11 protein-coding genes are annotated in these 12,120 nt (G+C 63.6%); 8 read left to right on the top strand and 3 right to left on the bottom strand.

Going from position 1 to position 12,120, the window contains the following annotated elements; all coding sequences use genetic code 11:
* Positions 1-59: 59 nt before the first annotated feature.
* Complete coding sequence (locus BLW56_RS02130) at positions 60-509, bottom strand: hypothetical protein (protein WP_177175757.1); 450 nt, start codon at positions 507-509, stop codon at positions 60-62.
* 224 nt (positions 510-733) lie between these two features.
* On the opposite strand from BLW56_RS02130, the gene BLW56_RS02135 reads away from it, so the two are divergent.
* The 5 genes from BLW56_RS02135 to BLW56_RS02155 all read left to right on the top strand — a co-directional run bounded on the left by BLW56_RS02135 (position 734) and on the right by BLW56_RS02155 (position 8,666).
* Positions 734-2,983, top strand: a complete 2,250-nt coding sequence (locus BLW56_RS02135) for a TonB-dependent receptor (protein ID WP_177175758.1) — start codon at positions 734-736, stop codon at positions 2,981-2,983.
* Complete coding sequence (locus BLW56_RS02140; RefSeq protein WP_256203261.1) at positions 2,983-4,359, top strand: sulfatase family protein; 1,377 nt, start codon at positions 2,983-2,985, stop codon at positions 4,357-4,359. The genes BLW56_RS02135 and BLW56_RS02140 overlap by 1 nt, the downstream gene beginning before the upstream one ends.
* Positions 4,360-4,432: 73 nt before the next feature.
* On the top strand, positions 4,433-5,092 hold the full coding sequence (locus BLW56_RS02145; RefSeq protein WP_093509015.1) for a TetR/AcrR family transcriptional regulator: 660 nt from the start codon (positions 4,433-4,435) through the stop codon (positions 5,090-5,092).
* Between the two features lie 75 nt (positions 5,093-5,167).
* The gene (locus tag BLW56_RS02150; protein WP_177175759.1) at positions 5,168-6,583 is read left to right on the top strand and encodes an MFS transporter; all 1,416 of its coding nucleotides are present in this window, start codon (positions 5,168-5,170) and stop codon (positions 6,581-6,583) included.
* A gap of 1 nt (position 6,584) precedes the next feature.
* Entirely contained in the window at positions 6,585-8,666 is a 2,082-nt protein-coding gene (locus BLW56_RS02155; RefSeq protein ID WP_093509017.1) for a beta-glucosidase family protein, read from the top strand.
* A 43-nt stretch (positions 8,667-8,709) separates the two neighbouring features.
* Here the strand turns inward: BLW56_RS02155 and BLW56_RS02160 are convergent, their stop codons facing one another.
* Together BLW56_RS02160 and BLW56_RS02165 are read right to left on the bottom strand one after the other, a co-directional pair.
* Complete coding sequence (locus BLW56_RS02160) at positions 8,710-9,090, bottom strand: hypothetical protein (protein ID WP_093509018.1); 381 nt, start codon at positions 9,088-9,090, stop codon at positions 8,710-8,712.
* On the bottom strand, positions 9,069-9,755 hold the full coding sequence (locus tag BLW56_RS02165) for a protein-S-isoprenylcysteine O-methyltransferase (RefSeq protein WP_218140475.1): 687 nt from the start codon (positions 9,753-9,755) through the stop codon (positions 9,069-9,071). The genes BLW56_RS02160 and BLW56_RS02165 overlap by 22 nt, the downstream gene beginning before the upstream one ends.
* 457 nt (positions 9,756-10,212) lie before the next feature.
* Between BLW56_RS02165 and BLW56_RS02170 the strand changes: the two genes are divergently transcribed.
* The 3 genes from BLW56_RS02170 to BLW56_RS02180 are packed head-to-tail and all read left to right on the top strand — an operon-like array spanning position 10,213 to position 12,116.
* Positions 10,213-10,758 carry a Csu type fimbrial protein gene (locus BLW56_RS02170; protein WP_093509019.1) on the top strand — a complete coding sequence of 182 codons (546 nt, stop codon included), beginning with the start codon at positions 10,213-10,215 and terminating at the stop codon, positions 10,756-10,758.
* Positions 10,759-10,780: 22 nt separating this feature from the next.
* On the top strand, positions 10,781-11,323 hold the full coding sequence (locus tag BLW56_RS02175; RefSeq protein WP_093509020.1) for a Csu type fimbrial protein: 543 nt from the start codon (positions 10,781-10,783) through the stop codon (positions 11,321-11,323).
* Positions 11,324-11,345: 22 nt separating this feature from the next.
* Complete coding sequence (locus BLW56_RS02180; RefSeq protein WP_093509021.1) at positions 11,346-12,116, top strand: fimbrial biogenesis chaperone; 771 nt, start codon at positions 11,346-11,348, stop codon at positions 12,114-12,116.
* The last annotated feature ends 4 nt before the right edge of the window (positions 12,117-12,120 follow it).

Consider the following 12,120-nt stretch of genomic DNA (forward strand, 5'->3'; position numbering starts at 1 on the left):
AGGGTCGGGATGGAAACATCCCGGCCCTTTTTCCGACCGTTCCCGGCTTTCGCGGGCTGTCAGTTTCGGACCGCCAGGAGGTTCGCGACGATCGCGGCATTATAGGCGCGGTAGGCCGTTTGAACGAGCGCCGTCCATTGTGGCAGGTCGACGACGATGTCGCCCTCCTGCCGTGACGTCCATTCGAGATTCGCTCCGGACGTCGTCATTGCCGACGCGCCATCGGAACTGGTGAAGGGCGCGTCAACGACCACGTCCTTCGAAAGTGTCATCATCGTCGGACCGGCGATGCCCACGGGCTGGCCGACCTGGATGTTGGTCGGCGAAGGCGCGCGGACAGAAAATTGCGCGTCGATATCGACGCTGGCGCGGCGGCTCCCCGCCAGCGAGCGACCCGTTCGCGCGTCGGCATCCGCGAAATCGATCGTGAGCGACGGCGATATGAACGCGGCGCCCAGCTTCAAAGCCGGTTTGCTGAGCGCATTGCCCTTGCCGAACTTTGCCAGCATCCAGAACGCCCGGCCAATATTCCGGCACAACCGAACATTCATAAATGCGGTCAATGAGTTCTTCGGTCATTCCCCACCCCCATTTCCGCCTAACGCTTGGAGAAATGAGAGGCAAGCATCGCGCCGCCGCGCGGCGACCATGGCCCCTTCCCAATTCACCGCTTGACAGATCCCGATGCAAATTATTATCCAATTGGATAAATATATATAACGGGAGGATGTCGATGAAGAGCATGATCGTGGCGTTGATGGGATCGACGCTGCTCGCAACCGGGGCCTATGCGCAAGAGGGCGCCCCCCTGTCCGATGCCGCGGAGACGGCCGGCGACGAGATCGTCGTGACCGCGCAAAAACGCGAGCAGTCGCTGCAGGACGTGCCGCTGTCGGTTGCGGTGCTGAGCGGCGAGCAATTGAGCGATCGAAACATCACGGAAATCTCGCAGCTTCAGACGACCACCCCGAACTTCTCGTTCCAGGGCAGCAACAACCCGCGCGGCGCGGGGCTTGCCATTCGCGGTATCGGCACGAACAATTTCTCCTCGGCGATCGAGGGATCGGTGGGCATCGTCATCGATGGCGTGCCGATCGGGCGACAGGGGGCGGGCATGACCGACCTGTTCGACATCCAGCGGGTCGAAGTCCTGCGCGGCCCGCAGGGCACATTGTTCGGTAAAAACGCATCGGCGGGCGTACTCAACATCGTCACCACCGATCCCAGCTACACCTGGGGCGGACGGGTACAGGCGACCTATGGCGAGTTCGACGAGTTCGTGCTGCGCGGGACGGTGACCGGCGGCATCACGCAGAATCTGGCGTTTCGCGCCTCGGCCTATCTGACCAAACGCGACGGCTATATCCGCAATGTCTTTGACGACAGCAGGCTGAACGACCGCGACGAATGGGGCGGCCGCGCCAAGCTGCTATGGGAGCCCGCCGACAATATCCGCGTGCTCGTCGCGGGCGATTATTCGTCGCGCGACGCGGCGTGCTGCATGTGGACGATCCGCAGCTTCGGCAACAACGCCAATGTCCGCAATCAGGCGACCGCGGCCGGCGTCGTTCCGGGCCCCAACAATCGCGACGTTGCGCTCGACGGCGACACCTTCATCCGGCAGGAAACCTATGGCGGATCGGTGCAGGTCGACGTCGAAAGCGCGAGCGGGATCACGCTGACATCGATCACCGGGATGCGCTGGTGGGACGCCGTCGACAACAACGATGCCGACCAGCGTCCGACGCCCGTACTCAACATCAACAACGGCAACAGCCACCAGCGCCAGTTCACGCAGGAACTGCGCCTGACCTCTCCCTCGGGCCGGCCGTTCGAATGGGTCGGCGGCCTCTTCCTGTTCAATCAGGATTATGAGCTCGGCAATTCGCAGCAGGGAACGTTCGACCAGCCGCTGCCTCCGGGCATTCAGCTATCGCGCGCGATTTTCGTCGAGAATGACACACAGAATTTTGCCGCCTTCGCCGACGCGACCTATCACTTCAACGACCGGTTCAACGTCTTCGGCGGCCTGCGCTATACGGTCGAGCGGCTGAATACGCATTTTCGCCGCTTCCCCAATCCGGGCACGGTTCTGCTCGGCCCCCGCGTCGATCAGAAATCGAAGCGCGTCGACGGCGCATGGACCTGGCGCCTTGGCGCGCAGTTCCGCCCGACCGAAGAAGTCACGTTGTACGGCAGCGTCGCACGCGGCTTCAAGGGCGGCGGCTTCAACGCGCTGCAGGATTCGACCGTTCTCCGCACGGTCGAGCCCGAAATCCCGACCTCCTATGAATTTGGCGCGAAGACCGAATTGTTCGATCGCCGCGTCCGCTTCAACATCGCCTTCTTCAGCACCGATTTCGACGATTTCCAGGCACAGGCGATCGGCGTTTCGGACACGGGAACGCTGGTGTTCGACGTCATCAACGCAGGTTCGCTGCGTACCCGCGGGGTCGAAGCCGACATCAACATCAGGGCGGGCGGCGGCTTTACGCTGATGGGCGGCGCGGCCTATACCAAGGCCGAGTATACCGACTTCGCGGGTGCGCCCTGTTATTTCGGGCAGACCGTCACACAGGGTTGCACCGTCTCGGGCGGCCAGTCGCGGCAGGATCTGACCGGCAGGGAACTCGCGATGGCGCCGAAGGTGACCGCCAACGCCACCGCCCGCTATGAAACCGAGGTCTCGGCGGCGGGCGCCACTGTCTTCGGCCAGCTCTCCTACGCTTATCGCGGCAAGACCTTCACCGCGCTCGACCTCGATCCGAAATCGGTGCAAAAGGCCTATGGCCTGCTCGATGCGCAGTTGGGCTTCGCATTGCCCGGCGACCGGATGCGGGCGTGGATCTGGGGCAAGAACCTGACCGACCAGAGCTTCGTCGAGCTGATCTATGACACGCCGCTCGACACCGGCGGGCAGTCGCAATTCTTCCCCTCGACCGCCGCGCGTCAGTTCGGTGCCACCGTGGAGTATCGGTTCTGATGACGACATTCGACCGCCGGAGCCTGATGGCCGCCCTCGCGCTAGCAGGTGCCGGCGGCGTCTCGACCCTCGCGCTTGCGAAATCGAAAGTACCGGCGGCGCGCAAGCGCCCGCCGAACTTCATCGTCGTCCTCGCTGACGACCTTGGCTATGGCGATATCGGCGCCAACGGCGCGCGTACGATCCGCACGCCCAATATCGACCGGCTCGCCGCAGACGGATTGCTGATGACCGATGCCTATGCGTCGGCGAATATCTGCACGCCGTCGCGCGCCGGGCTGCTCACCGGTCGCTATCCGATCCGCACCGGTCTCGCCTGGCAGGTGATCCAGGCGAACGACACCAACGGCCTGCCGCCCGAAGAGGTCACGATCCCCGAAGTGCTCGGCCGCGACTATGTCTCGGCGCTGATCGGCAAATGGCACCTTGGCCATACGCCTCCTTTCTGGCCGCCGACGGTGCAGGGCTTCGACCTGTTTTTCGGCCTGCCCTACAGCCACGACATGAAGCCGCTGTCGCTTTACACCGCGGGCAAGGGCGTCGAATTCACGCAGGAAGACGTCGATATGGTGGCGCTGACGCGGCGCTTCTTCGCGCGCGCCGGCGATTTCGTCGAAACCAACCAGAGCCGCCCCTTCTTCCTGATGCTGGCGCTGACCGCGCCGCACATTCCGCTCCATCCGAGCAAGGAACATGCCGGCCATTCGCCCGCGGGCGATTATGGCGACGTCGTCGAAGAGGTCGATACCGAACTCGGCCGGCTGCGCGAACAGCTTGAGCGGCTGAACCTGCAGAACGACACCTATGTCATCCTCACCTCGGACAATGGCCCCTGGTTCGAAGGATCGGCGGGTCAACTGCGCGATCGCAAGGGCGGCGCGGGATGGGACGGCGGCTACCGCGTGCCCTTCGTCGCATGGGCGCCCGGCCGCATCCCGGCGGGTAGCCGCAGCAACGCGATCACGATGAATTTCGACCTGCTACCGACCTTCGCCGCGCTTGCGGGCAAGCCGCTTCCGAAGGGACTCGTGATCGATGGCAAGGATATCAGCGCGGTCTGGCAGAAAGGGGCTCCCAGCCCGCACGACGCGCTGATCCTGTTCGACAATGAAAAGGTCGCGGCGATCCGCACCGACCGCTGGAAATTCGTCGCGCGCAGCTATTACCGCGAATATGACCTGCCGCTTGCGCGGATCGGCGCCAACTTGCTGTTCGATGTCCGCAGCGACCCCAGCGAGGATTATAATCTGGCGACGCGTCACCCCGATGTCGTGAAGGACATGCGCGCGCGCTTCGAGCAATATCGCAAAACCTACGAGCCGCTCGGCCGCAAGCAGGAACCCGACCGGCTTCCGGGCGGAAAGCCCCTGCCCTGACCCTTCCGTCATTGCCTGTGCCCGCCGGTCGCTGGTATTGGCATCCAGTTGATTCCAGCCCGGGGCAAACAGATTGCAGTCGAAAACGGTATCGAAAAGAAAAACGCAGGACCGCGGTGCCGCAACGCGGCAGCGAATTGTCGAAGAGGCCCTGCAGCAATTCTCCCGCCATGGCTTCGACGGTGTCGGGATACGCGAAATCGCCGAAAGCGTCGGCGTCCAGCACGGCCTGATCAAATATCATTTCGGGACCAAGGACGAATTGTGGCGCGAGGCGGTCCGGCTGATGTTCACCCGGGCGAACGAGATATTACGCTCCGAGCCCGGAGAGGCCGACCTGCCGCCCCACAAGGCGTTTGAAATCTCGTTGCGGCGCTATGTCCGCTATTGCGCCGAACATCCCGAACATGCCCGGCTGATGGTCCAGGAATCCTTTCGCGACAACGAACGGCTGGCCTGGGCGTCCGAAAGCTTCATCCGCCCCAGCCACGACCGGATCTTCGCGCGATGGAATGCGCTCATGGACGACGGGACGATGCCGCGGGTCGATCCGACATTGATGGTCTATGCGATGACAGGCGCCGCACAGTCGATCTTCAACCTCGCAGCAGAGGCAAAGCTCACGCACGGCATCGACGCGCTGTCGAACGAGACGATCGAGGCCTATTCCGATGCGATCGTTTCCCTGTTCATGCCCGGGTTGAAAGCCGCCGAAACGCCGGATCAAAAATAATTATCCATCTGGATAAAAATTAGAGACAGGCGAATTTCGTTGCGATAAGCTCCCCGCATAAAAGGGAGAGCGATGATGGCCGATGTCAGCGGCGGGACGGCAAGGCGCCCCGCGTCCATGGAACAACCGCGCCTGTCGACCGGTGAGGTCGTGGCTTATGGGTCGGGCGATCTCGCCTTCAACCTCTACTTCACCTTCTGCTCGCTGTTCCTGCTCTATTTCTACACCGACGTGCTCGGTCTCTCGGCCTCGGTTGCGGGGCTCATCATCATGGCGGCACTCGTCTGGGAGGGGATTACCGACCCCGCGATGGGCGTGATCGCCAGCCGAACGCGCAGCCGGTTCGGCAGCTATCGCCCCTATCTGTTGTTCGGTTCGCCCGTGCTCGCACTGGTCTTCGTCGCCATGTTCCTGCCGCTCGATCTGTCGGACAACGCCCTCGCCGCCTTTTGCCTCGCAACGCATATTCTGTTTCGCACCGTTTACACGGTCGTGAACATCCCCTTCGTCGCGCTCTCGGCGCGGATGAGCGCGGACTCGCTCGCCCGGTCGCGCCTTGCCGGCGCGCGCATGCTGTTCGCAATCCTGACGGGCCTGTTCCTCGCGGCAGCGACGCTGCCGCTGGTCGCCCGCTTCGGCGGCGGCCGCGACGGTTTTCTTTGGGTCGCTACGCTCTATGCGGCGATTGCGACGCTCGTTCTTCTCAACTGCTTCAGGAAAACCAGCGAGGCGATCGGCGAGGCGCCCGACGCGCATCCGACCTTTGGCGCGATGCTCCGCGCCGTGCGGTCGAACCGCGTGTTCCTGCTATTGCTCGGCGCAACGCTTGTCGGCTCGGTCGGATACGCGATGGGCGGCAAGGCGCTGCTCTATTACATGAAATATTATGCGGGGTCGGAGGAGACGATCACCATCGGCCTGACAGTTTCGCTCGCCGCCGCCGCGCTGTCGATGCTGCTGTGGGTCAGGATGACGCAGCGCATCGGCAAACGCGCCGTGTGGCTCAGCGGCATCGCGATCAGCGCAACCGCGAATATCCTGGTCTTCGCGCTGGCGCCCAAGGCGGGGCCGCTGCTCTACAGCCTGCTCGCGCTCAGCGGGGTCGGCAATGCCGCTTTCGTCCTGACCTTCTGGTCGATGCTGCCCGATACGGTCGAGGTCGGCGAATGGCAGACCGGACTTCGCGCCGAGGGCGCGCTCGTCGGCTTCCTCGCCTTTACGCAAAAGGTCGCGCTTGGCGTCGGCACCGGCCTGATCGGCATCTTGCTGGACCTCATCGGCTATGTTCCCAATGTGCAGCAAACGCCCGAGGCGCTGACGAACATACGTGGGCTCGCGACGCTCGCACCCGCCCTGATGGCGATCGGCGCCGGGCTGTTCATCTATTTCTACCCCCTCGACACCCGAACCCACGGGCGCCTCGTGCGCGCCATCGCATGGCGTAGCGCGCGTCGGCGCGCCGCCCCTTCAACGACAGACATGGATAATTGACATGAGCGACCAGCAGTTTGATTTCGCACCCCGGCGCGGCGCGTCCGCCGAGTGGATCGCCGAAACCATCGACGCGATCATGGAGCAGGCGACGCTCGCCGAGAAGGTCGGCATGTTATCGGGGCGCGGCTTCTTTCAGGAGTTCATGGCCGACGACCGGCTGTGGGGTGCGCGCCCCTATCGCGCCGGCAGCGGGATCGAACGGCTCGGCGTGCCGCCCCTCTGGTTCACCGACGGCCCGCGCGGCGTCGCCCGCGGACAAAGCACCTGTTTCCCCTGCACGATGGCGCGCGGGGCGACCTTCGACACTGACCTCGAAATGCGGATCGGCGAAGCGATGGGCAAGGAAATCCGTGCGCAGGACTGCGACCTCTCGGGCGCCGTCTGCATCAATATCCTGCGCCATCCCGCATGGGGACGTGCGCAGGAAACCTATGGCGAAGACCCGCATCATCTCGGCGCGATGGGGACCGCGCTGGGGCTCGGCATCCAGACCCAGAATGTGATCGCGACGGTCAAGCATTTCGCGCTCAACTCGATGGAGAATGCCCGCTTCAAGGTCGATGTGCAGGTGGGCGAGCGCGCGCTCCACGAAATCTATCTGCCACATTTCAAGACCGCGCTCGATGCCGGCGTCGCGACCGTGATGAGCGCGTACAACAAATATAATGGCGAATATTGCGGCCAGCATCACGGCCTGCTCACCGACATATTGCGCGGCGAGTGGGGCTTTTCGGGCTTCGTTCATTCGGACTGGGTGATGGGCCTCTACAAACCCTATGCCGTTGCCGCCGGGCTCGACATCGAGAATCCCGAGCCGCAGATCCTCGGCGACAAGCTGATCGCCGCGGTCGAGGCGGGCCATGTCGCGCCCTTCGTGATCGACCGCGCGTGCCGCAACATCCTGCGCACGCAATATCGCTTCGCCTGCGCCTCCGATCCGCTGACCGAATATCCCGTCGAACTGGTCGCCGCACCCGAGCATGTCGCGCTCGCACGCGAAGCCGCGCAAAAGTCGGTCGTCCTGCTCGAAAACAATGGCGTTCTGCCGCTGGACCGCGACAAGGTTCGGCGCATCGCCGTGCTCGGCCGGCTGGCCGCGCTTCCGAACACAGGCGATATGGGATCGAGCCGCGTCCGCCCGCCTTATGTTGTCACGCCGATCGCGGCGCTCCGCACCACGCTCGGCCCCGACGCCATATTGAGCGGTGACGAGGACGATATCGACGCCGCAGTCGTTGCGGCGCGCGAAGCCGACGTCGCGCTGGTCGTCGCGGGCTATACGGCGCGCGAGGAAGGCGAATTCATCCCGGGCGACATCACTCTGGGCCAGGAAAGCGACCGTAACGGCGGGCGCCCCGCGATCGGCGGCGACCGCCTCTCGCTCGATCTCGCCGCCGAGCAGGTCGCGCTGATCGAAGCCGTCGCGGCGACCGGAACCCCGGTCATCGTCGCGATCGTCGCGGGGTCCGCCGTGCTGGTCGAGCGCTGGCGCGAACAGGCGTCGGCGATCCTCCAGACATTCTATGCGGGCATGGAAGGCGGCAATGCGCTGGCCGACATATTGTTCGGCGACGTCAGCCCGTCGGGCCGCCTCCCCTTCACCGTCGCGCGCGACGCCAGCGATTATCCCCATTTCGATCGCAATGCCGACGCGATCACATATGATTATTGGCACGGCTATGCGAAGCTGGCCCGCGACGGCGTAGAACCGCGCTATCCTTTCGGCCACGGCCTTAGCTACACGCGCTTTGCCCGCCGCGCATTGCGCGTTTCGGTTTCTCCCGACAGTCTGGACATTTCGGTCACCGTCGCCAACCTCGGCGAGCGCGCGGGCGACGAAAGCATCCTCTGCTATGTCCGATGCCCCGGCGGCGTCGAGCGCTGGCCCGTCGCATTAAAGGCCTTTTCGCGCGTGTCTCTGGAACCCGGCGAAGCACGGACGATCGCGATGACGATCAAGATCGACGACCTGCGCTACCGCGACGAACATCGTCACGAATGGAAACTCGAGTCCGGGGAATATCAAATCCACATATCCGGCGGTGTCGAAACCGATCTCAAGGCCTCGGTGCGCCTATAGCCGGCCAAGCGCGACGCCGAGCCCCGACCGGACTCGATTGCGATCATCCGGTCGCGAGGCTTTCCCGCTCTTCGCGCAGCATCGCACGCAACGAGCATAAAGCCGAATCCAGCGGTGTCGCAATTCCGTCAGCCCGGGCGAGGAGGTCGAGCAGCAGCATCTCGTCTTCCGACATCGCGGTAACGCCAGCTACGAGCGGGCGACCCAGTCGGGTCTGGAACAGCTGCAGCAGGCTATCGAGCGCGGGCGCGAGCATCGACGGCCCGCTGGTCGCGAGCAACCGGTGCAGCCGCGGCACGGCTGCAACGCCGGTGCCGCGCGCGCGCGCCCAGCAGCGCAGCGCCGCGGTGGTCAGCGCCTCGGCCGACGGACGTACCGACGACAGGTCGATCGCAGGGTGGATCACCCCGGCCTCTTCGGCCACAGCCGGCCGGCGCGCAGGCAATAGGCGTCCCATTCGGCTCCGAAGCGCCGCCGCATCAACGCCTCTTCGTTCGGCACGCGAAGGAACCACATGGCAGCGAACGCCGGCACGACGAGCGCGCCGCCGATCCAGTTATGGATGAGGAGCGGTTGCGCGAGCGCCGAAAGCCAGATCGCGGCATACATGGGATTGCGCATCGACGCATAGATACCGCCGGTCACGAGGCGATGATCTTCGCGGACCTCGAGCCCCGGGCTCCAGTTTCGCCCGAGGTCGGCATGGCTCCGCCAGAAGAGCCAGAGGAAGGGGCCCTGCAACACAGCGCCGATCGCCGTTGCCCAGTCCGGAAGCGAATAGTCGGCGAAACGAAAAAGCGGCGTCCCAAGATGGCAGAGGGGAAGCAGCATCATCGCGAGGAACATGGCGGTGAGCAGCAGTTTCTCGACGATGTCCTTGTCGGCATCGACCACGACATTCGCGCGGTTTCGAAGCGAATGCGGCGTCCGGATTACGGTCATGGCGACAAAGGCGACAAGCCAGATAGAGGCGCCCCAGTCATTGTCGTGCCATCGCCAGACGGCCGCCAGAAACAAGGACAGCGCCGCCAGCGCCGTAACGAGCGCGAGCAAGCCGGTCATCATCGATCGTCCGTTTTTCCCATCCATGTCCAGACTCCCTATGGTGACTGAACACGCGCTACATTATTTGCTAATGATTATCAATATCGCTCTATCGACCACTCATCGTTCGACGCCGAAAAGCGCGCGTGCCTTCTCCCCATGAGCGCCGATCGGCAGCGCGCCCGTCACATCGGGCATATGGAAAACATCCGTTCCGGAATAAGATGACAGCCGCCTCCCGAAAAGCATCCCTTTTTCGTACCTCCCCACGCCAAAACAGGCCGATGCGCATTCCAAATCGGACCTTTCTCCTCGTGACAAAATAAATGAATTTAATCATCATATATATTTGGACTAAGATTATATTATAAATTGAATTGACAATTATTATTAAATATATCCATCGTAACTTGTTAACTTCCCATGTTTATACAAATAATCTTCTTACGATAAATATATAATAAGAAGGGGGACTATTTTGGGAGTTATCAACGTGCGAAAAATGACGCGATATTTTCTCTGCTCGACTTCGGCCTCGTCGGCCCTGCTTTTTGCCGCAGCTCCGGCGCACGCCGATATTACCGGCACGATCGACGCGACGATAACGCTCGAGGCGGGCTGCATCATCAACGGCCAGAATTACGACGACGGCTCGACCGGCGCCGATTTCGGCACGCTCGATTTCGGTACCGAGAACACGCTGTTCACGCAGACCGATGCACAGGTGCTGAGCGGCGCGACCGGCTTTACGATCCAGTGCAGCAACGGGATCACGCCGACACTCTCATTTAACGCGGGGCAAAATGACGGGGCAGGTGCGGGCGTCGGACTGCACGCGATGGCACATCAGACCGCGGCCGGGCAGTTCGTGACCTATAACCTCTATTCGGACCCCGGGCGTACCACGGTCATTCCGGTCGGCGGCGACGTCGTGCTCGCCAGTGATGGGTCGGTGCAAACCGTCAACGTCTATGGCCGCGCATTCGGCGAGGCCGGGCTGACGCCCGGCGTCTATGCCGACATCGTTACGGTGGTGGTCGAGCTTTAGGGCCGACCGTCCGCACGCGGCCATGACTTCGTCCCACCCGGCATCGGCCCTGGCGACCGTCGTCGCACTGGTAGCATGCTATCCCGTTGCGGCGCAGGCCGAAACGACCGCGCAATTCGATGTGTCGGCGACGATCGTTGCGGGCTGCCTGGTCGACGGGTTTGGCGGCAGCGGCAATGCAGGGCGGATCGACACGCTCGACTTCGGGGTTGATTCGACCTTCTCGACCGCGCTCCACACCGCGACGACGACCGGTGGACAGGCGATCCGCCTCCGGTGCACGCCCGGCGCCAATTTGACGATGAGCATCGATGGGGGCGGTCACGCCGCAGCGGGCATCCGCAATCTCCAGCTTGGTGCCAACAGCGGTGCGCGCATCGCCTATTCGCTGTGCCGCGACGCCGGGTGTACGCAGCTGATCGCGATCGGCACGCCATATGCGGTTTCGGTCTCCGGCACGAACAGCGAGGATGTACGGCTGCCGATTTATGGCCGCTTGACGCTGCCCGGAACGCGGCCCCCGGGTACCTACACCGATGCGCTGACGGTCACGCTCACATGGTGATCGCCCCTTCAAGGATCGATCGATGAAACGCGCTTTGCTTTCTTTCGCCCTGCCAGCCTGCACCCTCGCGCTGATCTTCGCTGCGCCGGAACCTGCATTTGCACAGCAGCCGGGATCGATCCTGATCTGGCCGGTCAATCCGGTGATCCAGGGCGACGACCGCGCCGCCGCGCTGTGGCTCGAGAACCCCGGCAAGACGCCCGTGACGCTTCAGGTGCGCGTCTACGCATGGGCGCAGCCAGACGGCCGCGACGCCTATGCCCAGCAGGATGAGGTTTTGGGTACGCCGCCAATTGTCACCATCCAGCCCGGCGAGCGGCAGCTTGTCCGCCTGACGCGAACGACCCCGCCACCCGCCGTCGCCGAAAAGCCCTATCGCGTCATCGTCGACGAAATCCCGACGAGCGATGCACCGACCTCTCCCGGCGCCGCCGTCAGCTTCCGGATGCGTTATTCGCTGCCGCTCTTCTCCTATGCGCAGAGTGCGGCGCGCGAAGGCAAAGCCAAGGCAAAGGCCGCGCTGCCGGCCCCTGCGCTCCACTGGCGTTCGAGCTCCGACGCGGACGGGACATTCCTCGAAATCCGCAACACCGGCGCCGGGCACGCGCGGCTGACCGACGTCGCCTTCGTGACCGGCAGCCGCCGCAACACGGTGGCCGAAGGGCTGCTCGGCTATGTCCTTCCGGGGGCAACGATGCGCTGGCCGCTACCGCGGGGCACGGCCGCATCGGGCGACCTGTCGGCAGCGATCAACGGGCATAAGGCCGCACGCATCGAGCGTGTGCCGGAATGACCGG

The sequence above is a fragment of the Sphingopyxis sp. YR583 genome, assembly GCF_900108295.1.
GTDB lineage: Bacteria > Pseudomonadota > Alphaproteobacteria > Sphingomonadales > Sphingomonadaceae > Sphingopyxis.